This is a genomic window from Stenotrophomonas sp. 22385, assembly GCF_052045085.1.
In the GTDB taxonomy this organism is placed as follows: domain Bacteria; phylum Pseudomonadota; class Gammaproteobacteria; order Xanthomonadales; family Xanthomonadaceae; genus Stenotrophomonas.
In genome coordinates this window covers 543,335-562,549 of record NZ_JBQEOG010000001.1, presented here as the reverse complement: position 1 = coordinate 562,549, position 19,215 = coordinate 543,335, and the positions used below count along the sequence as shown (strand labels likewise).

At 67.0% G+C, this 19,215-nt stretch carries 19 protein-coding genes; 5 read left to right on the top strand and 14 right to left on the bottom strand.

The genetic code is table 11. The annotated features are described in order from the left end of the window. Positions 1 to 102: 102 nt before the first annotated feature. The 8 genes from hslU to ACTJI4_RS02385 form a co-directional block, all read right to left on the bottom strand. Positions 103 to 1,476, bottom strand: coding sequence for an ATP-dependent protease ATPase subunit HslU (hslU, locus tag ACTJI4_RS02420; RefSeq protein ID WP_392918892.1), 1,374 nt, complete (start codon positions 1,474 to 1,476; stop codon positions 103 to 105). Between the two features lie 147 nt (positions 1,477 to 1,623). Continuing rightward, a complete protein-coding gene (gene hslV, locus ACTJI4_RS02415; RefSeq protein WP_017356659.1) occupies positions 1,624 to 2,175 on the bottom strand; it encodes an ATP-dependent protease subunit HslV in 552 nt (183 codons plus the stop codon). A 91-nt stretch (positions 2,176 to 2,266) separates the two neighbouring features. Continuing rightward, positions 2,267 to 3,157 carry a tyrosine recombinase XerC gene (gene xerC, locus ACTJI4_RS02410; protein WP_440868407.1) on the bottom strand — a complete coding sequence of 297 codons (891 nt, stop codon included), beginning with the start codon at positions 3,155 to 3,157 and terminating at the stop codon, positions 2,267 to 2,269. A gap of 22 nt (positions 3,158 to 3,179) precedes the next feature. Continuing rightward, positions 3,180 to 3,857, bottom strand: a complete 678-nt coding sequence (locus ACTJI4_RS02405) for a DUF484 family protein (protein WP_392918419.1) — start codon at positions 3,855 to 3,857, stop codon at positions 3,180 to 3,182. Further along, complete coding sequence (gene dapF, locus ACTJI4_RS02400) at positions 3,854 to 4,705, bottom strand: diaminopimelate epimerase (RefSeq protein ID WP_392918422.1); 852 nt, start codon at positions 4,703 to 4,705, stop codon at positions 3,854 to 3,856. The genes ACTJI4_RS02405 and dapF overlap by 4 nt, the downstream gene beginning before the upstream one ends. Then, complete coding sequence (gene lptM, locus ACTJI4_RS02395) at positions 4,698 to 4,943, bottom strand: LPS translocon maturation chaperone LptM (RefSeq protein WP_392918425.1); 246 nt, start codon at positions 4,941 to 4,943, stop codon at positions 4,698 to 4,700. The genes dapF and lptM overlap by 8 nt, the downstream gene beginning before the upstream one ends. Positions 4,944 to 5,047: 104 nt before the next feature. Further along, the gene (locus tag ACTJI4_RS02390) at positions 5,048 to 5,464 is read right to left on the bottom strand and encodes a YbaN family protein (protein ID WP_392918428.1); all 417 of its coding nucleotides are present in this window, start codon (positions 5,462 to 5,464) and stop codon (positions 5,048 to 5,050) included. Between the two features lie 57 nt (positions 5,465 to 5,521). Then, complete coding sequence (locus ACTJI4_RS02385) at positions 5,522 to 7,603, bottom strand: S9 family peptidase (protein WP_440868406.1); 2,082 nt, start codon at positions 7,601 to 7,603, stop codon at positions 5,522 to 5,524. Positions 7,604 to 7,736: 133 nt separating this feature from the next. Between ACTJI4_RS02385 and ACTJI4_RS02380 the strand changes: the two genes are divergently transcribed. Beyond that, positions 7,737 to 8,954 (top strand): pyridoxal phosphate-dependent aminotransferase, encoded by a 1,218-nt coding sequence (locus tag ACTJI4_RS02380; protein WP_440868405.1) that lies wholly within the window; start codon positions 7,737 to 7,739, stop codon positions 8,952 to 8,954. A 116-nt stretch (positions 8,955 to 9,070) separates the two neighbouring features. Here the strand turns inward: ACTJI4_RS02380 and ACTJI4_RS02375 are convergent, their stop codons facing one another. Then, positions 9,071 to 11,164, bottom strand: a complete 2,094-nt coding sequence (locus ACTJI4_RS02375; RefSeq protein WP_440868404.1) for a prolyl oligopeptidase family serine peptidase — start codon at positions 11,162 to 11,164, stop codon at positions 9,071 to 9,073. 34 nt (positions 11,165 to 11,198) lie between these two features. Beyond that, positions 11,199 to 11,558 (bottom strand): hypothetical protein, encoded by a 360-nt coding sequence (locus tag ACTJI4_RS02370; RefSeq protein WP_440868403.1) that lies wholly within the window; start codon positions 11,556 to 11,558, stop codon positions 11,199 to 11,201. Positions 11,559 to 11,697: 139 nt separating this feature from the next. Here ACTJI4_RS02370 and ACTJI4_RS02365 point away from each other — a divergent pair, with 139 nt between their 5' ends. After that, complete coding sequence (locus ACTJI4_RS02365; protein ID WP_392918442.1) at positions 11,698 to 12,300, top strand: lipocalin family protein; 603 nt, start codon at positions 11,698 to 11,700, stop codon at positions 12,298 to 12,300. 22 nt (positions 12,301 to 12,322) lie between these two features. Here the strand turns inward: ACTJI4_RS02365 and ACTJI4_RS02360 are convergent, their stop codons facing one another. The 3 genes from ACTJI4_RS02360 to ACTJI4_RS02350 all read right to left on the bottom strand — a co-directional run bounded on the left by ACTJI4_RS02360 (position 12,323) and on the right by ACTJI4_RS02350 (position 15,045). Next, positions 12,323 to 13,012: a methionine ABC transporter permease gene (locus tag ACTJI4_RS02360; protein ID WP_217535714.1), complete on the bottom strand. Its 690-nt coding sequence runs from the start codon at positions 13,010 to 13,012 to the stop codon at positions 12,323 to 12,325. After that, entirely contained in the window at positions 13,009 to 14,016 is a 1,008-nt protein-coding gene (locus ACTJI4_RS02355; RefSeq protein WP_440868402.1) for a methionine ABC transporter ATP-binding protein, read from the bottom strand. Before ACTJI4_RS02355 ends, ACTJI4_RS02360 begins: the two co-directional genes overlap by 4 nt. A gap of 132 nt (positions 14,017 to 14,148) precedes the next feature. Next, positions 14,149 to 15,045 carry a DMT family transporter gene (locus tag ACTJI4_RS02350; protein ID WP_392918447.1) on the bottom strand — a complete coding sequence of 299 codons (897 nt, stop codon included), beginning with the start codon at positions 15,043 to 15,045 and terminating at the stop codon, positions 14,149 to 14,151. Positions 15,046 to 15,123: 78 nt separating this feature from the next. Between ACTJI4_RS02350 and ACTJI4_RS02345 the strand changes: the two genes are divergently transcribed. The 3 genes from ACTJI4_RS02345 to ACTJI4_RS02335 all read left to right on the top strand — a co-directional run bounded on the left by ACTJI4_RS02345 (position 15,124) and on the right by ACTJI4_RS02335 (position 17,108). Next, a complete protein-coding gene (locus ACTJI4_RS02345) occupies positions 15,124 to 15,606 on the top strand; it encodes a YajQ family cyclic di-GMP-binding protein (protein WP_392918450.1) in 483 nt (160 codons plus the stop codon). A gap of 102 nt (positions 15,607 to 15,708) precedes the next feature. Continuing rightward, positions 15,709 to 16,302, top strand: coding sequence for a DUF1415 domain-containing protein (locus ACTJI4_RS02340; protein WP_440868401.1), 594 nt, complete (start codon positions 15,709 to 15,711; stop codon positions 16,300 to 16,302). Next, positions 16,293 to 17,108, top strand: a complete 816-nt coding sequence (locus ACTJI4_RS02335) for an SDR family oxidoreductase (RefSeq protein WP_392918455.1) — start codon at positions 16,293 to 16,295, stop codon at positions 17,106 to 17,108. Before ACTJI4_RS02340 ends, ACTJI4_RS02335 begins: the two co-directional genes overlap by 10 nt. 36 nt (positions 17,109 to 17,144) lie before the next feature. Here ACTJI4_RS02335 and ACTJI4_RS02330 read toward each other — a convergent pair whose 3' ends face one another. Beyond that, a complete protein-coding gene (locus ACTJI4_RS02330) occupies positions 17,145 to 19,175 on the bottom strand; it encodes a M3 family metallopeptidase (RefSeq protein WP_440868400.1) in 2,031 nt (676 codons plus the stop codon). Positions 19,176 to 19,215 lie beyond the last annotated feature (40 nt).

The following is a 19,215-nucleotide window of genomic DNA, read 5'->3' as shown; positions in this document are numbered from 1 at the left end:
GTTACGCATGACCTCGCTCGCAGAAGGCCGTTGCCCCCCGATCGACGTAAACAGAAACAGCGGCACCGAGGTGCCGCCGCTTTTGATCCAACATTCCATCCGTTACAGGATGTACCGGCTCAGGTCCGGATCCTTGACCAGCTCGCCCAGGTGCTTGTCGACGTAGGCGGCATCGATGGCCAGGGTTTCGCCATCGCGGTCCGGTGCTTCGTAGCTCAGCGAATCCAGCAGCCGCTCCAGCACGGTGTGCAGGCGGCGCGCACCGATGTTCTCCTGGCGCTCGTTCACCTGGAACGCGATTTCGGCCAGGCGATCCACGGCTTCATCAGTGAAGTTCACGGTCACGCCTTCCGTGGCCAGCAGCGCTTCGTACTGCTTGGTCAGCGCAGCCTTGGGCTCGGTCAGGATGCGCACGAAGTCCTGCTTGCTCAGGGCGCCCAGTTCCACGCGGATCGGGAAGCGGCCCTGCAGTTCGGGAATCAGGTCGCTCGGCTTGGCCAGGTGGAACGCACCGGAGGCGATGAACAGGATGTGGTCGGTCTTGACCGTACCGTACTTGGTGGAGACGTTGGAGCCTTCCACCAGCGGCAACAGATCGCGCTGCACGCCTTCGCGGGAGACATCGCCGCCGCCGACGTTGTCGCCGCGCTTGGCGACCTTGTCGATCTCGTCGATGAACACGATGCCGTGCTGTTCGCAGGCTTCGATCGCGGCGCTGCGGATGTCGTCTTCGTTGACCAGCTTGCCGGCTTCTTCTTCCACCAGCAGCGGGCGCGCGGCCTTGATCGTCACGGTGCGCTTCTGCGCCTTGCCGCCGCCCAGGCTGGAGAACATCTGGCGCAGCTGCTGGCCCATTTCCTCCATGCCCGGCGGGGTCATGATGTCCACGCCGACATTGGCGGCCACTTCCAGTTCGATCTCGCGATCGTCAAGCTCGCCGTTGCGCAGCATGCGGCGGAACTTGATGCGGGTTTCGTTGTCCTGCGCGGACGGTTCGTTGCGGGCAGCGTCCGGGTCGAAGCCGATGCCGCCGGCCCGACGCGGCAGCAATGCGTCAAGGATGCGGTCTTCGGCGCGCTCTTCGGCCTGGTTGCGCACGCGCACCTTGGCCATTTCGCGGTACAGCTTGACCGCGGTATCGGCCAGGTCGCGGATGATCTGTTCGACGTCCTTGCCGACGTAGCCCACTTCGGTGAAGCGGGTGGCTTCAACCTTGACGAACGGGGCCTTGGCCAGGGTGGCCAGGCGGCGTGCGATTTCGGTCTTGCCGACACCGGTCGGACCGATCATCAGGATGTTCTTGGGCATCACTTCATCGCGCAGCTCGGCAGGCAGCTGCATGCGCCGCCAGCGGTTGCGCAGGGCGATGGCGACCGCGCGCTTGGCGTCGTGCTGGCCGACGATGTGGCGGTCCAGCTCCTGCACGATTTCGCGCGGGGTCATGGTGGCGGAAGACGATTCGTTGTTGTGCGGCATGGTGCGCTCACAAAAAATTCTGGAGGAATGGTGGGGCTGACCGGATGCGGTAAGACACGTAACGGTGGGCGTAAAGCCACGCCCTGCGTGGCTGGACGGGTAACGCAGCCACGCAGGGCGTGGCTCTACGAGCTTTGACCCGCAGGGTCAAAGCTCCTCGACCACCACGTTGCGGTTGGTGTAGATGCAGATGTCGCCGGCGATGTTGATCGATTCGGTGGCGATGGTGCGCGCATCCAGTTCGGTGTGGGCCAGCAGTGCGCGCGCGGCGGACAAGGCGTAGGAACCGCCGGAGCCGATCGCGATGATGCCGTCTTCCGGTTCGATCACGTCACCGGTGCCGCTGATGATCAGCGAGGTGTCCTTGTCGGCCACGGCGAGCAGCGCTTCGAGCTTGCCCAGGCGGCGTTCGGTACGCCAATCCTTGGCCAGCTCCACGGCGGCGCGCTGCAGCTGGCCATGCTTCTCGAGCTTGGCTTCGAACAGCTCGAACAAGGTGAACGCGTCGGCGGCGGCACCGGCGAACCCGGCCAGCACCTGGCCCTCGCGGCCCAAGCGGCGGACCTTGCGCGCATTGCCCTTCATGACCGTGTGGCCGAGGGTGACCTGGCCGTCGCCGGCTACGGCGACATGGCCGTTGCGGCGCACCGAAATGATGGTGGTGGCGTGAAACACGTTGGGATTCTGACTGGGGTCCATGGAGCCTCCGGGGTGACAAGAACAGAGGTGGGGCCACGTGCTGATCCTTCAAGCCACCCTGCCCTGCGCCCGGGTGACGCACTGGCCCGGTTCAGCTTTCGTTGTCGCCCGTGCGCCGCTTTGCCCGTGGGTGCGCCGCGTCGTACACCTTGGCCAGATGCTGGAAATCCAGGTGGGTGTAGATCTGGGTGGTGGCGATATCGGCATGGCCCAGCAGCTCCTGCACGCCGCGCAGATCGCCGGAGGATTCGAGGATATGGCTGGCGAAACTATGCCGCAGCATGTGCGGGTGCACGTGCTTGAACAAACCCTGGCGCTGGGCCAGCTGGCGGATGCGGATCTGTACCGCGCGCTGGGTGATCGGCCCGCCCTTGCGCCCGGGGAACACCGGCTGCGCATCGCCGCCGCCACTTTCCGCACGCCAGCCCACCAACGCCTCGCGCGCATGCGAGCCAAATGGCACGCGGCGCTGGCGATTGCCCTTGCCGAGCACGTTGACCAGGCCGGTGGCGAAATCCAGGTCACGCCAGATCAGCGCGCACAGTTCGCTCAGGCGCAGGCCGGAGGAATAGAACAGCTCAAGCAGCGCGCGATCGCGCAGACCGAGCGGCGCGTCGGTGGGCAGTTCCACCAGGCGCACCGCTTCGTCGGCATCGAGGACCTGCGGCAGTTTGCGCGGCGCCTTTGGTGCCTTCAGGCCGGCGGCGGGACTGACCGCGATGCGATGGTGCTTGAGCAGCCACGCGTAGAAACTGCGGCAGGCCGACAGCCGGCGCTGCAGCGATTTTGGTGCCAGCCCGCGGCGGTGTTCGGCCGCGATGAACTGGCGCAGCTGCGCACCATCCAGCCCTTCGGCGTTGCCCTCCTGCTGGGTCGCCCAGGCATCCAGGGCGGCCAGGTCACGCCGGTAGGCATCCAGCGTGTGCGCCGACGCGCGGCGCTCCACCTGCAGGTACCCGAGGAAATCCTGGACGGCGTTCATGCGGGATGGCGCCGGTGCGGTCTCAGGCCGGGTCGAAGCGCTTGAGTGCCACGACCAGCGCTTCGCCCATCATGCGCAGGAACAGCGTGCCCATGCCCGGGTAGAAGCGGTTGCCGTCATGGCTGCCCACCGCGATCAGGCCCACGCCCGGCAGCGGCAGCAATGCGCTGGACTGCACTTCATCCACGCGCCCGCCGTACAGCACGGTGTTCTTCTCCGGCTGCAAACGGCCGCAGATCGGCTCGCCATCCTTCAGGCAATCGCGGAACGATGCCAGCAGCGGGCTGCCTTCTTCGATCACCTGCAGCCACGGCGCGTGCTCCAGGCCCTGCACCGGGTGCAACACCACCAGCCGCACCAGGTCACCGGCGAAGTCTTCCTCCAGCGAGGCGGCCATGGCGCGCAGGGTATCAGCGGCGCTGTCCTGCTTCATCAGCGCCAGCGTGAGCTGGTGGGTGCGCACGGCCAGGCGTTCGTTGACCTGCGCGTTGGCGGCCAGGTCGGCCAGCCGGCGCGACAGCTCGCGGTTCTTGTCGCGCAGCACTTCCAGCTGGTAGCTGGCCAGCGACGCGGTGGGGCCATCGTCGCGCGGCACCACCAAGGTCAAGGCCAGGTCCGGGAACTGCTTCAGGAACGCCGGGTGCCGGCGCAGCCACGCGGCGACTTCATGGGCGCCGATCTTCTCGATGCTGTCGCTCATGCGTTCCACTCCCCTTCGAAGACGAATGCAGCCGGGCCGGACATCACCACCTGGGCGTCGTCGGCCGGCCAGCGCAGGCGCAGGTCGCCACCGGGCAGCGACACCGTGGCGTCGCGCTGCAGGCGGCCGCGCTGCATCATCACCACGGCGGCGGCGCAGGCGCCACTGCCGCAGGCCAGCGTTTCGCCGACGCCGCGTTCGAACACGCGCAGGCGCGCATGCTGCGGATCGATCACCTGCACGAAGCCGACATTGACCGACTGCGGGAAGGTCGCGTGCTGCTGCAGCAAGGGGCCCAGTCGTTCAACCGGCGCGGCATCGACCAGGCCCACCTCGATCACGGCATGCGGGTTGCCCATGGAGACCGCGCCAAAGCGCACGGTATCGCCCTGCAGCGGCAGCAGGTATTCCTCGCGCGCGCGCGCAAAGCCCAGCAGCGGCACCTGGTCCGGTTCGAAGCGCGGCACGCCCATGGCCACCGCGTACTGGTCGGCGCCGATACGTTCAATGCCATGAGTGGCCAGCGGGCTGTCGATGTTGAAACGTTCGCCCTGCGCCGCCCCATCACGCACCAGCCAGGCGGCGACGCAGCGTGCACCGTTACCACACTGCTCGGACTGCGAACCGTCCGAATTCCAGATGCGGTAGGCCGCAACCGAGCCTTCCGCGCGCGGCGGCTCGATGGTCAGGATCTGGTCGCAGCCTACGCCGGTATGGCGGTTGGCCAGCTGGGCCGCCAGCGCTGGAGTGGGCGCGGGAGTACCGTCGCGCAGATCGAGCACGACAAAGTCGTTACCCGCGCCGTGCATCTTGCTGAAGCGCAGCGCGGTGGAGGCGGCCTTACTCATTCCCGTCGTCGGAGTCGAGCTGCGGGTCGACCGGATCAGGCACGACCGGCGGATCGTCGGTGGAATCGGTGTCTTCGGGGACGGCATCGGCATCGGCGGCGGGCTCGACCACCTGCTCTTCCACCGGCACCGGCTTCTGCGGCATGACCAGCGGGCCCTTGTTGCCACAGGCCGAAAGGAACAGCAGCGCCAGCGCTGCCAACGGAATCAGGATGCGATTGCGATGGGGGATGCTCATGGCCCGAGTATAGCGGTGAGCGAAAGGACAGGTGTGCCGATTCAATGAATGTCCAGGTGGGGGCCGGCGCGGGCAGTGCCGGCCGTTGGCCGGCCCAGGCGATGCTAGGGCGGCAGCGGCCGGCGCCACAGCCACGCCGCGACCAGCGTCATGCAGCCGATCGACAGCCACTTCACCCAGGCGACGGGCACGCACCACAGCATGATGCCGGCGCACACCGCCATGGTCACGGTGGCCATCCACTTGCCCTTGCGGCTGACCGCGCCATGCGCCTGCCAGTTGCCGATGGCCGGGCCGAACCGGGGGTGCTGCAGCAGCCAGGTGTGCAGGCGCTCGGAGCCGCGCGAGGCGGCCCAGGCCGAAATCAGGATGAACACCGTGGTGGGCAGGCCAGGCACGAAGATGCCGACGATGCCGGTGCCCAGGCTGACATACGCCAGCAACCACCATGCCCAGCGGAAGCGCACCGGTGGCCGCGCAGGCGGGGCATCGGGAGGCTCGGGGCGTTCGGGCGGGGTCATGCCGTCAGGATAGCGAGGCCGCGCGCCGACCGCGATGGTCGGCGCGGGCACGCAGCGTCACCGCGCCGTAGTGACGCCCAGCTGGTCGAGCACGAACGCATACGACTCGGCCAGCTCCCGGTAACGCTGGAAGCGGCCGGACTTGCCGCCATGACCGGCTTCCATGTTGGTTCGGAACACGATCGGCGCGGTGCCGGTGTTGTCGTCGCGCAGCCGCGCCACCCACTTGGCCGGCTCCCAGTACTGCACCTGCGAGTCCCACAGTCCGGTGCCGACGAACAGCGCCGGGTAGGCTTGGCGCTGCACGTTGTCATAGGGGGAATAACCCAGCATGTAATCGTAGTACTCGCGGTTCTCCGGGTTGCCCCATTCGTCGTACTCGTTGGTGGTCAGCGGGATGCTGGCATCCAGCATGGTGGTCACCACGTCCACGAACGGCACCTGCGCCACCATTACCCGGTAATCCTGCGGGGCCTGGTTGGCTACCGCGCCCATCAGCAGGCCGCCGGCACTGCCACCGGATGCGGCCACCCGGTCCCTGGCGGCATAGCCCTGGCGGACCAGTTCGCGGGTGACATCGACGAAGTCGTTGAAGGTGTTCTGCTTTTTCAGCAGCTTGCCGTCCTCATACCAGGTACGCCCCATTTCCTCGCCGCCGCGGATATGCGCGATCGCATAGACCACGCCGCGATCCAACAGGCTGACCACGGTCTGGTTGAAGCCCGGGTCCATCGACATGCCGTAGCTGCCATAGGCGTACTGGTACAACGCGCCGGTACCGTCTTTCTTGAAGCCGTTGCGGTAGACCAGCGACACCGGCACCTTCGCACCGTCACGCGCGGTGACCCAGACCCGCTCGGTGGTGTATTGCGCCGGGTCGTAGCCGATCACCGGCTGCTGCTTGAGTTGGCGGCGTTCGCCGGTGACGGTGTTGAGTTCGTAGGTGGTGGTCGGCGTGGTGAGCGAGGTGTAGGCGTAGCGCAGCCACGGCGTATCCGCTTCGGGATTGGCGGCCAGGCCCATGGAGTACACCGGCTCGTCGGCCTTGACGTAGTCCTGGCGCCCATCGGCGAACAGCAGGCGCACCCGCTCCAGCGCGTTGGAGCGCTCGGCGATCGCGGTGAAGCCGTCGAACAGTTCGAAGCCCTCCACCAGTACGTTGTCATCGTGCGCGACCCAGTCGGTCCACTGGCTGCGTGCAGTGGCATCGGTAGGCGCGGTGACGATCTTGAAGTTCTTCGCGCCGGCATCGTTGGTACGGATCACCCAGCGCCCGCCGAAATGGTCGGCGTCGTATTCAACGTCGCGCGCACGTGGGGCCAGCACGCTGAACTGCTGCGGATTGGCGGCCGGCGCGTAGCGGGTTTCCGAACTGACCGTGCTGTGCAGGTCGATGGTGATGAAGCGGTCGTCACGGGTGCGGCCCACGCCCATGTAGAAGCTGTCGTCCGCTTCCTCGTACACCAGCACGTCGCTGTGGGTCGGGGTACCCAGCACGTGCTTCTTCACCCGCACGGTGAGCAGGGTTTCCGGGTCGTTTTCCACGTAGAACAGCGTGCGATTGTCGTCGGCCCAGACCACGTTGGCGGAGACATTCTCGATGCGGTCCGGCAGCACCTCACCCGTGCGCAGGTCCTTGAAGCGGATCACATACTGGCGGCGGCCCACGTCATCTTCGGCCCAGGCCAGCAGGTGGTTGTCCTGGCTGACGTCGGCATCGCCCACGTCGAAATAGCCCTTGCCTTCGGCCATCCTGTTGAGGTCGAGCAGGATTTCTTCCGGCGCTTCCATGCTGCCCTTGCGGCGCGCCTGGATCGGGTAGTCCTTGCCGGTTTCGTAGCGGCTGTAATACCAGTAACCGCGCTCGCGCGCCGGCACGCTGGCGTCATCCTGCTTGATCCGGCCAACGATTTCCTTGTACAGGGTCTCCTGCAGCGGCTTGAGCGGGGCCATCACCTGGTCGGTGTAGGCATTTTCCGCATTCAGGTAGGCCAGCATGGCGGGTGCTTCGCGCTTGTCGTCCCGCAGCCAGTAGTAATCGTCGTTGCGGGTTGCGCCGAACGGGGTGGTGACCGGGTGCGGATGCTTCTCGGCGTCGGGTGGGGTCAGCGCGGGGGCGGCATGCACGGAAGCAGTCATCAGGGTGGCAACCAGAAAGAGGACAGGGGATTTCACGAAATAGGGCTCCTTGCCAGTGAATGCAATGGCGGCCAGTCTGGCGGCGCAGCGGTACCCGCGGCAAGCGCGCAGGCCCTCGCCTATCATGGGGCGTATGAGCACTCGCATCCCCACGGCCGGCTACAGCCGCCGCAGCCAGGAAATCGAACCCTTCCACGTGATGTCCCTGCTGGCCCGTGCGCAGGCGCTGGAACAGGCCGGTCATGATGTGATCCACCTGGAAATCGGCGAGCCGGACTTCACCACGGCCGCGCCCATCGTGCAGGCCGGCCAGGCCGCGCTGGCCGCCGGGCATACCCGCTACACCGCCGCGCGTGGATTGCCGGCCCTGCGCGCGGCCATCGCCGGCTTCTACGGCACCCGCTACAACCTGGACCTGGACCCGGAACGCATCCTGGTCACCCCGGGCGGCTCCGGCGCGCTGCTGCTGGCCAGCAGCCTGCTGGTCGATCCGGCCCGCCATTGGCTGCTGGCCGACCCGGGTTACCCATGCAACCGGCATTTCCTGCGGCTGGTGGAAGGCGCAGCGCAACTGGTGCCGGTAGGACCGCAGACCGCTTATCAGCTCACCCCCTCATTGGTGGACACCCATTGGAATGCCGCCAGCGTCGGCGCCCTGGTGGCCTCGCCGGCCAATCCGACCGGCACGGTGCTGTCGGCCGCGCAGCTGGCCGCACTGTCGGATTCACTGAAGGCACGCGGCGGCCACCTGGTGGTGGATGAGATCTACCACGGGCTCACCTACGGCATGGACGCGTCCAGCGTGCTGCAGGTGGACGACGAGGCGTTCGTTCTCAACAGTTTCTCCAAGTACTTCGGCATGACCGGCTGGCGGCTGGGCTGGCTGGTGGCACCGCCCCAGGCCGTGCCCGAGCTGGAGAAGCTGGCGCAGAACCTGTACATCAGCGCGTCGAGCATTGCCCAGCACGCCGCATTGGCCTGCTTCGAGCCGGAGACCATCGCCATGTTCGAACGGCGCCGCCGCGCCTTCCAGGCGCGGCGCGATTACCTGCTGCCGGCCCTGCGTGCGCTCGGATTCCGCATCGAGGTCGAACCCGAGGGCGCGTTCTACCTCTACTGCGATGTAAGCGCGTTCACCGATGACGCGCAGGCGTTCTGCGCGCATTTCCTGGAAACGGAGCATGTGGCATTCACCCCGGGCCTGGATTTTGGCCACTACCGCGCCAACCAGCACGTGCGATTGGCGTATACGCAGGAAATCCCGCGGTTGCAGGAAGCCGTGGCGAGGATCACGCGCGGATTGGACACGTGGAAGCGCACCGCCCAACAGTCGGCGCCTGCCGCCCGGTAAAAAAACGCCGCGCATCACGCGCGGCGTTCAAAAGGGGTGGAGCCAACCAGACGCCCCACCACCCGGAGATGCCCACCGACCAACGATCGGTGGCTACCGCTGGTCGGCACACCCTCTTATTTCAACCGTTCCCACAGGAAGCTGTAAGCCAGCGCCGACATGTGCGCCGCCTGCGCATTGTTCGCCGCGCCACCGTGGCCGCCTTCGATGTTCTCGTAGTAGGTCACATCCTTGCCCGCCTCGATCATCTTCGCCGCCATCTTGCGGGCATGGCCCGGGTGGACGCGGTCATCGCGGGTCGAGGTGGTGAACAGCACCGGAGGATATGTCTTCTTCGGGTCGAACAGGTGGTACGGCGAGAAGGTCTGAATGTACGCCCAGTCGGCAGTGTCGGGGTTGCCGTATTCGGCCATCCACGAGGCGCCGGCCAGCAGGTGGCTGTAGCGCTTCATGTCCAGCAGCGGCACCTGCACCACCACGGCCCCGAACAGCTCCGGGTACTGGGTGAGCATGTTGCCGGTGAGCAGGCCACCATTGCTGCCGCCCTGCACGCCGAGGTGCTTCGGCGAGGTGATCCTGCGGCTCACCAGGTCACGGGCGACCGCGGCCATGTCTTCATAAGCCTTGTGGCGGTTCTGCTTCAGCGCCGCCTGGTGCCAGCGCGGGCCGTACTCGCCGCCGCCACGGATGTTGGCCACCACGTACACGCCGCCCTTTTCCAGCCAGGCGCGGCCCATGCCGCCGGAGTACGACGGGGTCAGCGAGATCTCGAAGCCGCCGTAACCGTACAGCAGGGTCGGGTTGGACCCGTCCAGCTTCATGTCCTTGGCATGCACCACGAAGTACGGCACGCGGGTGCCGTCATTGCTGGTAGCGAAGTGCTGCTCGATCACCTTGCCTTCGGCATCGAAGAACGCCGGCATGGTCTTGAGCACTTCCGGCTGCTTGCCGATTTCAGCCAGCGCCAGGGTGGTCGGGGTCAGGTAGTCGGTGACGGTCATCCACACCGCATCGCTTTCGTCGGCATCCACCGCGCCTACCGCCACGGTACCGAACGAGGGCGCGCCGGTGAAGTCGCTCTTCTGCCAGCCCTCGGCCGACGGGGTCAGTACCTGCAGGCGGCTTTTGACGTCATCAAGCACGTTGAGCACCAGATGATTCTTCGTCCAGCTGGAGCCGGCCAGCGAGGTGGTCTCGGTGGGGGCGAACAGCACCTCGAAGTCGCGCTTGCCGGCAATGAAGTCGTCCAGCCTGGTGATCAGCAGCGAACCGGCGGCATAGGTCCTGCCCCCCACCGTCCACGGATCGCGCAGCTCCAGGGTCAGCCACTGCTTCCGCAGGCCCTTCTCGGCCGAGTTCGGCGCATCGATCCTGGTCAGTGTGCCATCGTCAGCACGCAGGTAGATCTCGTTGTTGTAGAAGGCCAGCGTGCGGCTGACCAGATTGCGCTCATACCCCGGCGTATCGTCATGCATCGCCGCGATGTACATGTCATCGGGCTTGCCTTCGTAGACCACGCTGGCTGCCGACAGCGGCGTGCCGCGCTTCCACAGCTTGGCCACCCGCGGGTAGCCGGAGGTGGTCATGCTGTCCTTGCCGAAATCGGTGTAGACAAACACGGTATCGCGGTCGATCCAGCCCAACCCGCCCTTGGATTCGGGACGGAAGAAACCGTCCTTGATCCAGCGCTTGTCGGCGAGGTCGAATTCGCGGGTCACATCGGCGTCGGCGCCACCGCGCGACAGCGCGATCAGGCAGCGGGTGTACTCCGGGCGCAGGCATTCGGCGCCGTGCCACACCCAGTTCTCGCCTTCGGCCTTGTTCAGCGCGTCGAGGTCGAGGACGGTCTCCCACTTCGGCGCCGGCTTGCGGTACTCATCCAGCGTGGTGCGCCGCCACAGGCCGCGCTCGTGCTGCTTGTCCTTCCAGAAGTTGTAGTAGTACTCGCCGATCTTCTGCACGCCGGGAATCTTGGCATCCGAATCGAGCACCTCGCGGATGCTGGCTTCCATCTGCCTGAAGGCCGGGGTCTGGGCCAGACGGCCTTCGGACTTGGCGTTCTGCTGCTTGACCCAGTCCAGCGACTTGTCGCCGGTGACATCTTCCAACCAGGCGTAGGGATCGGCAGGGGTCTCAGTTGCCATAGCGTTTCCAGCGGCACCAGCGGAGAACAGGCCTGCCATCAGGCAGGCAGAGGCGAGTCGTGACATTGCGGCTCCAGGCGGTCATATCCCCCGGACGCTATCACACGGCCTGCCCCGCTCCCCCCTGTCGAAGGTCAGGGCGCGCCGTCCGGCGCGGCTGCAGCCGGATGCGGCGTCTGGCCTGCGGCCCGCGCCGGCGCTGGGCCTGGCGGCGCAACAGGCCCAGCGGCAGCCGGAACCGGTACAGGCTCCACCAGGCCAGACACGGCATGCCCACCAGCCACAGCGGCAACCAGCCCAGCCACTGGCTGTCGCCGCGCGCGGCCGGCCACACCAGGACGAGGGCGAGGCCGGCCAGGGCGACCTGCCGGACCCCGCGCAGCACCTGCGGGTGCGGCGCTTCGAACGACCGCGTGGTGGACCGTGAAGAAGCGGAATGACGCGAAGACGACAAGGGCATGACACGGCTCCGTGCGAAAGTGATGCGCTACCTTGCCGTGCATCCATCTCACAGGCTGCGACCTTCCACGCTTCGACCATTGACGTTCTTCGTCGTCCCACCCACCATGCCCCTGCACGCCCCTGGAGCCTTCCGCCGCATGTCATCGAACCGTCCGCTTTGCGTTGCCCTGCTGCTGTCGTCGCTGTCGCTGTTGGCCGCCTGCTCCTTTGGCGACAGCAAGCCGACCCCGCCGTCGGTGGCCAGTACCGCGACGAGCGCTCCGATCGACCTGCAGAAGTTCATGGGCACCTGGTATGTGATCGGCCGCGTGCCGAATCCGGTCGAGCGTGGCCACGTGGCCAGCGTCAACCAGTACACGCTGCGCGGCGACCAGAAGGTGTCCATCACCTATCGTTTCCGCGACGGTTTCTCCGAGCCGCAGCAGGAACTGACCGTGCGCGCCTCGGTGGATGAGGAGAGTGGCAACCACAACTGGCGCACCTGGTTCTACAAGGTGGTACCGACCCACACCCGCGTGCTGGAAGTGGCGCCGGACTATTCCTGGGCGATGCTGGGCTACCCGGGCCGCGAGATGGCCTGGATCTTCGCGCGCAAGCCGGACATGGACAAGGAGCTGTACAAGGAGCTGGCCACCCGCCTGCGCGATCAGTACGGGGTCAACACCGACAAGCTCAAGCGCGTGCCGCAGCACCCCGAGCAGGTGGACCGCCTGGGGTACGAGGTTCCGAACGTAAGGTGATCAGGCCGAACGTCAGATCAATTTACTTGCGCGAATACCGCCCTACCAGCCAATCGCCCAGCATCTGCAGCAGCTGGACCAGTACCAGCAGCAGCACCACGGTGACCAGGGCCACATCGGTGTGCGAACGCTGGTAGCCGTCGCGGAAGGCCAGATCGCCCAAGCCACCTGAGCCGATCGCGCCGCCCATGGCGGTGAAGCCGATCAGCGCGATCACGGTGACGGTGGCCCCGGCAATCAGGCCCGGCCGTGCTTCGGGCAACAGTACCCGGCTGACCAGCTGCCAGGTGGTGGCGCCCATCGCCTGGCTGGCTTCGATCACGCCGCGGTCTACTTCGCGCAGCGCGGTTTCCACCAGGCGCGCGTAGAACGGCGCTGCGCCGATCACCAGTGGCACGATCGCACCGCGCACGCCGAGCGAGGTGCCCATCATCCACAGCGTGATCGGGATCAGCACGATCATCAGGATGATGAAAGGCACCGAACGCAGCAGGTTGACCAGCAGTGCCAGCCCGCCGTACAGCACCGGCTTGCGGTGCAGCTGCGGCGAACCGGTCAGGAACAGCAGCACGCCCAGCGGCAGGCCGATGGCCAGGGTGAGCGGCAGCGAGCCGGCCAGCATCAGCAGGGTATCGACGGTCGCTTGGCCGATGTCCGCCCATTTGGCCGCGTCGAGATGGCGGAAGAACCCGCCCGCAGTAGCGATGATCATCGGCGCAGCTCCTCCAGGTGAACGCCGGCGGCCACGAAGCCGGCCTGCGCGGCCTGCACGTCGCCGCCCACCAGCGATACCGTCAGCTGGCCATACGGGGTGTCTTTGATGCGGTCGATGCGACCGGACAGGATGTTGTAGTCCACCCCCGTCTCGCGCGCGATGCGGCCCAGCACCGGCTCATAGGTATCGGTACCGAGGAAGGTCAGGCGCACGATGCGCCCGGCCACGGCGTCGAAATCCTTGTGCAGCTCGCCTTCGTCGACCTGCTCGGATTCGTTGACGAAGCGGCGCGTGGTCGGGTGCTGCGGATGCAGGAACACCTCGGTGACCGGCCCGGTTTCCACCAGGTGGCCGGCATCGAGCACGGCCACGCGATCGCAGACGCGGCGGATCACATCCATCTCGTGGGTGATCAGCACGATGGTCAGGCCCAGCTCGCGATTGATCCGGCCCAGCAGTTTGAGCACCGAGGCGGTGGTCTGCGGGTCGAGCGCGCTGGTCGCTTCATCGCACAGCAGGATCTGCGGGCGGGTGGCCAGGGCGCGGGCGATGCCGACGCGCTGCTTCTGACCGCCGGACAGCTGTGCCGGATACTTGTTGGCGTGCGCTTCCAGGCCCACGGTATGCAGCAGTTCGCTTACCCTTGCGTCGATGTCCGCCCGTGGAGTGCCGGCCAGCTCCAGCGGGAAGGCCACATTGGCCGCGACCGTGCGCGACGACAGCAGGTTGAAGTGCTGGAAGATCATGCCGATCCTGCGGCGCAGCGCGCGCAGGCCATCGCGGTCCAGCGCGGTGACATCCTCGCCGTTGATCAGCAGGCGGCCACCGGTCGGCTCTTCCAGGCGGTTGATCAGCCGGATCAGGGTCGATTTGCCCGCGCCGGAATGGCCGATGATGCCGAACACTTCGCCGGCCTCGATGGTCAGGTCCAGCGGCTGCAGCGCGGCGATCGCGCGGCCACCGACGGCGTAGGATTTGTGCAGGCGCTGGAACTCGATCACTTCGCGGTCAACCGGGGCATCGACGGGAGGGGGCGTGCAGCCTACCAGCGCGGGACGGCCCTGGCCCGCGCGGCAGATTCGAATGATATTCCCTTTGCTTATAAGGAAACGTCGTCGCCCGCCTGGCGGGGCTCAGGGGTGGTCCAGCGGCTGCGGCGCACGGACCTGGCGGACCCGCTCGCGGTGCAGCAGGTACAGGCCGGAGGCCACGATGATCGCTGCGCCCAGCCAAGTGAACCGGTCCGGCAGCACGCCCCAGAACGCCAGGTCCCAGCCAATCACCCAGACCAGCCCGGTGTATTCGAGCGGGGCGATCAACGAGGCCTCGCCGAGCTGGAAGGCGCGGGTCAGGGCTACCTGGCCCCCGGCTCCGGCCAGGCCCATTCCGGCGATCAGCGCGGCGTGTCCCAGCTGCAGCGGCTGCCAGTCCGGAAGGGCCAGCAGGCCCGCGCCGAGCGCCAGGATCACCAGGAACCACACCACCATGGACTGGGGGGTATCGGTGCGGGTCAGCATGCTGACGGTGATGGCGGCCACCGCGTAGGCCGTGGCCGCCAGCAGCACCATCAGCCCCGGCACCGAAATGAAGCCGTCCACCCCGGGGCGCAGCACCACCACCACTCCGACCAGGCCGATGCCGATGGCGATCCAGCGGCGCGGCCCGACATGCTCACCCAGCAGCGGCACCGACAGCGCTGCGATCAGCAGCGGTGCGACGAAATAGATGGTGTAGGCGGTGGACAGCGGCAGGCTGCGCAGCGCGAACACGAAGCAGCCGATCATCGCCATGCCGAGCAGGCCGCGCAGCAGGTGCAGGCCCCAGCGCACGGGGATCAGCGAGCGCGGGCCGGCCGTGGCCAGCACCCAGACCAGCACGAACGGCAACGAAGCCGCGCCGCGCAGGAAGGTGACCTGAAGGGTGGGGTAGCTGGAGGCGAGCTGCTTCATGCCCGCATCCATCAGCGAGAAGCAGGCCACCGCCATCAGCATCCAGGCGACGGCACGGGAGGGGGAGCGTTGGGTGTTCATGGCCCATTATCGCCGCCCCTGCCGGGACGTCCATGCACGGTTGGTTAGAATGGGGGCTTCACCTGCAGGAGAATCCCCATGCCCTCATTTGACGTCGTTTCCGAAGTCGACATCCACGAACTGACCAACGCGGTCGACCAGGCCAACCGCGAGCTGTCCACCCGTTTCGACTTCAAGGGCGTGGATGCCAGGTTCGTGCTGGAAGACAGCGTGATCAGCCAGTCCGCTCCCAGCGACTTCCAGCTGCAGCAGATGACCGACATCCTGCGCCAGCGCCTGACCGCGCGGAAGATCGACGCCGCCTGCCTGGAATTCGGCGATATCGAAACCAATCTCGCCGGCGCCCGCCAGAAGATCACGGTTAAACAGGGCATCGAACAGAAGGTTGCCAAGAAGATCGCCGCAGCGATCAAGGAAGCCAAGCTCAAGGTCGATAGCCAGATCAACGGCGACAAGCTGCGCGTGACCGGCAAGAAGCGCGACGACCTGCAGGACGTGATGGCCCTGCTGAGAAAGGAAAAGTTCGAGGTCCCGCTGCAATTCGACAATTTCCGCGACTGATCCAGCGCGCCGGGTGCCGGGCCCTGCCCGGCCCTGGCCCGATCACGCCCGCCCTGGCCGGCCCCCGTACAATGCGCTGCCCAGCCCGCGAAATCGCCCGCCATGAATGACCTGCCCCTGCCCGCCGACACCGCGCCTGACGGCAGCGATCCCATCGCGGAAACCCGGCGCTGGCTGGAGCAGATCGTCATTGGCCTGAACCTGTGCCCGTTCGCCAAGGCGGTGTACGTGAAGGACCAGGTGCGCTTCGTGCTCAGCGACGCGACCACCATCGAAGCACTGGTGGAAGAACTCGCCGAAGAACTGGTGCTGCTGCGCGACACCCCGGCCGAGCAGATCGACACCACGCTGATCGTGCACCCGGACGTGCTGACCGATTTCCTGGACTACAACGACTTCCTCGACAACGCCGATGCCGCGATCGAGGCGCTGGACCTGCAGGGCATCCTGCAGGTGGCCAGCTTCCACCCGCAGTACCAGTTCGCCGGGGTCGCGCCGGATGATGTGAGCAACTACACCAACCGCGCGCCTTACCCGACCCTGCACCTGCTGCGCGAAGACAGCGTGGAACGCGCGGTGGCCGCGTTCCCGGATCCGGACGTGATCGTCGAACGCAACATTGAAACCCTCGACAAGCTGGGCATTGAAGGCTGGACCCGCCTGCTCGGCCGCAAGGACACCCCGCGATGCCACTGACCCCGGCCATCACTGACTGGCCCGCGCAGCCGTTGCGCGACCGCGTGGTGATCGTCACCGGTGGTGCGCAGGGGGTGGGCCGTGGCATCGCGCAGGCGGTGCTGGGGGCGGGAGGCAGCGTGATGATCGCCGACCTGGACGCCGACGCCGGCCGCGCCTGCCTGAAGGAATGGGCACTGCCCGAGCGCGCCGCCTTCCAGCGTGCGGATGTGGCCCGCGAACGCAGCGTACAGGCGCTGGTCAAGGCCACGCTGAAACGGTTCGGACGTATTGACGGGCTGGTCAACAACGCCGGCATCGCCAGCGCGCATGGCACCCCACTGGCGGAGATGACGCTGGCCGAATGGCAGCGCCGCCTGTCCAGCCTGCATGGGGCGTTCCTGTGCAGCAAACACGCACTGCCGGCGCTGCGCACGCAGGCGGCGGACAAGGCCGGCGGGTCAATCATCAACATCGCCTCCACCCGCGCGTGGCAGTCCGAGCCGGACAGCGAAGCCTATGCTGCGGCAAAGGGCGGGCTGGTGGCGTTTACCCACGCGCTGGCGATCAGCAGCGGGCCGCAGGTGCGGGTCAACAGCATCAGCCCCGGCTGGATCACCACCGATGCGTGGCAGGCCCCGGCGCGGCGGCGCACGCCGAAGCTGTCGCGCCGCGACCATGCCCAGCATGCAGTCGGCCGGGTCGGCCAGCCCGAGGATATCGGTGCGCTGGCGGTGTTCCTGCTCTCGGACCTGTCCGGGTTCATCACCGGGCAGGACCATGTGGTGGATGGCGGCATGAGCCGCACGATGATTTACGCCGAATGATTCAGCGCCGTGCCGACCGTTGGTCGGTACACGGGATCAACCGGCCATGCCGTTATGGCGCAACAGCGCGTCCACGTTCGGTGCGCGCCCGCGGAACGCGGCGAAATTCTCCGCTGCACTGCGGCTGCCACCGCGTGACAACACTTCATCGCGGAAGCGCTTGCCGGTTTCGGCCACTTGATCCGGCGCTTCCTCGAACGCCGCATACGCATCGGCGCTGAGCACCTCGGCCCATTTGTAGCTGTAGTATCCCGCCGCATAGCCCCCGGCGAAGATGTGGCTGAACTGGTGCGGGAAGCGGTTCCATTCCGGCGGGCGGTTGACCGCCACTTCGTCGCGCACGCGTTCAAGCAGCTGCAGCACGCTGTCCTGCACGGGGTCGAAGCTGCTGTGCAGCTGCATGTCGAACAGCGCGAACTCCAGCTGGCGCACGGTGAACATGCCGCTCTGGAAGTTGCGCGCGGCGAGCATGCGCTCGAACAGCGCGCGCGGCAGCGGCTCGCCCGTCTCCACATGCGCGGTCATCGCCTGCACGCGGTCCCACTCCCAGCAGAAGTTCTCCATGAACTGGCTCGGCAGTTCCACCGCATCCCACTCCACGCCGTTGATGCCGGCCACGCCCAGCTCGCCGATGCGGGTCAGCAACTGATGCAGGCCATGGCCCATTTCATGGAACAGCGTAGTCACCTCGTCGTGGCTGAAGGTCGACACCTTGCCTTCGGCGCCCTTGCCGAAGTTGCACACCAGGTACACCACCGGCGTCTGCACGCCATGGGCGGTGTCGCGGCGGTTGCGGCAGTCGTCCATCCACGCGCCGCCACGCTTGCCCTCGCGCGCGTACAGGTCCAGGTAGAACTGCCCGACCAGCGCGCCCTGCGCATCGACCAGGCGGAAGAAGCGCACGTCCGGATGCCACACCGGCGCCTGGTCGGGCTGCACCTGCAGGCCGTACAGGCCGTGGATGACGCTGAACAGGCCCTCCAGCACCTTCGGCTCGGTGAAGTACTGCTTCACTTCCTGCTCGGAATAGCTGTAGCGCGCCTGTTTCAGCTTCTCGGAGGCAAAGGCGAGGTCCCACGCTTCCAACGCAGGCAGGCCCAGTTCGTCGCGGGCGAACGCGTCCAGCTCGGCGCGGTCGCGCTGCGCGTAGGGCTTGGCGCGTGCTGCCAGATCGCGCAGGAAGCCCAGCACCTGCGGCGCGTCTTCGGCCATCTTGGTTTCGATGGAGTATTCGGCGTAGCTGGCAAACCCCAGCAGCGAGGCCAGCTCGGCGCGCAGCGCCAGGATGCGGTCGATGTGCACGCTGTTGTCCAGCTTGGCATCACCGAACTCGGAGGCACGCAGCGCGTTGGCGCGGTACAGCGCTTCGCGCAGCGGGCGGTGTTCGGCATAGGTCTGCACCGGCAGATAGCACGGCATCTGCAGGGTCAGCTTCCAGCCCGGGAGGCCATCCTTCTCCGCCGCGGCACGGGCAGCGGCCACCACATCCTCGGGCAGGCCGGCCAGTTCGCTGCGGTCTTCCACGTGCAGCGACCAGGCATCGGTGGCATCAAGCACGTTCTGCGAGAACGTCGCCGACAGCGCCGAGAGCTCCTCGCGGATCGCGCTGTACCGCGCCTTGCCGGCCTCGTCCAGTTCGGCGCCGCCCAGGCGGAAATCGCGCAGAGCGTTGTCCAGCACCTTGCGCCGGGCCGGGTCATACTGCGCCGCTTCCGGCGTGGCCGCCAAGGCGCGGTACTGCTGGAACAGCGCCAGGTTCTGGCCGAGGGCGCTGCCGAAGCGGGTCACCTTGGGCAGGTTGCTGTTGTAGGCCTCGCGCAGCGCAGGCGTGTTCACCACTGCCTGCAGGTGGCTGACCTGGCCCCAGGCGCGCCACAGGCGTTCGGTGGCATCGTCCAGCGGCTCGACGAAACGGGCCCAGCTGACCGGCTGCACGGTTTCGGCCGCTTTCACCGCCGCCTCGGCCTGGGCCAACAGGGTATCGATGGCCGGGCCGATGTGCTCGGGCTGGATCGCATCGAAACGGGGCAGGCCGGAAAAATCGAGCAGGGGATTGGCAGGGGTCACAGCGGGGTCTCCAGACAGCGGGGCCGGCACGCCGGCGTTT

Bases quoted from the DNA above. Each gene is read 5' to 3' on its own strand.
- ACTJI4_RS02335 (WP_392918455.1), top strand. From the start codon at position 16,293: ATGCCACTGACCCCGGCCATCACTGACTGGCCCGCGCAGCCGTTGCGC.
- ACTJI4_RS02385 (WP_440868406.1), bottom strand. From the start codon at position 7,603: ATGACTGCTTCCGTGCATGCCGCCCCCGCGCTGACCCCACCCGACGCC.
- ACTJI4_RS02365 (WP_392918442.1), top strand. From the start codon at position 11,698: ATGTCATCGAACCGTCCGCTTTGCGTTGCCCTGCTGCTGTCGTCGCTG.
- ACTJI4_RS02370 (WP_440868403.1), bottom strand. From the start codon at position 11,558: ATGCCCTTGTCGTCTTCGCGTCATTCCGCTTCTTCACGGTCCACCACG.
- ACTJI4_RS02405 (WP_392918419.1), bottom strand. From the start codon at position 3,857: ATGAGCGACAGCATCGAGAAGATCGGCGCCCATGAAGTCGCCGCGTGG.
- ACTJI4_RS02375 (WP_440868404.1), bottom strand. From the start codon at position 11,164: ATGTCACGACTCGCCTCTGCCTGCCTGATGGCAGGCCTGTTCTCCGCT.
- hslU (WP_392918892.1), bottom strand. From the start codon at position 1,476: ATGCCGCACAACAACGAATCGTCTTCCGCCACCATGACCCCGCGCGAA.
- ACTJI4_RS02340 (WP_440868401.1), top strand. From the start codon at position 15,709: ATGAATGACCTGCCCCTGCCCGCCGACACCGCGCCTGACGGCAGCGAT.
- ACTJI4_RS02350 (WP_392918447.1), bottom strand. From the start codon at position 15,045: ATGAACACCCAACGCTCCCCCTCCCGTGCCGTCGCCTGGATGCTGATG.
- xerC (WP_440868407.1), bottom strand. From the start codon at position 3,157: ATGAACGCCGTCCAGGATTTCCTCGGGTACCTGCAGGTGGAGCGCCGC.
- ACTJI4_RS02360 (WP_217535714.1), bottom strand. From the start codon at position 13,012: ATGATCATCGCTACTGCGGGCGGGTTCTTCCGCCATCTCGACGCGGCC.
- ACTJI4_RS02380 (WP_440868405.1), top strand. From the start codon at position 7,737: ATGAGCACTCGCATCCCCACGGCCGGCTACAGCCGCCGCAGCCAGGAA.
- ACTJI4_RS02345 (WP_392918450.1), top strand. From the start codon at position 15,124: ATGCCCTCATTTGACGTCGTTTCCGAAGTCGACATCCACGAACTGACC.
- ACTJI4_RS02390 (WP_392918428.1), bottom strand. From the start codon at position 5,464: ATGACCCCGCCCGAACGCCCCGAGCCTCCCGATGCCCCGCCTGCGCGG.
- hslV (WP_017356659.1), bottom strand. From the start codon at position 2,175: ATGGACCCCAGTCAGAATCCCAACGTGTTTCACGCCACCACCATCATT.
- lptM (WP_392918425.1), bottom strand. From the start codon at position 4,943: ATGAGCATCCCCCATCGCAATCGCATCCTGATTCCGTTGGCAGCGCTG.
- dapF (WP_392918422.1), bottom strand. From the start codon at position 4,705: ATGAGTAAGGCCGCCTCCACCGCGCTGCGCTTCAGCAAGATGCACGGC.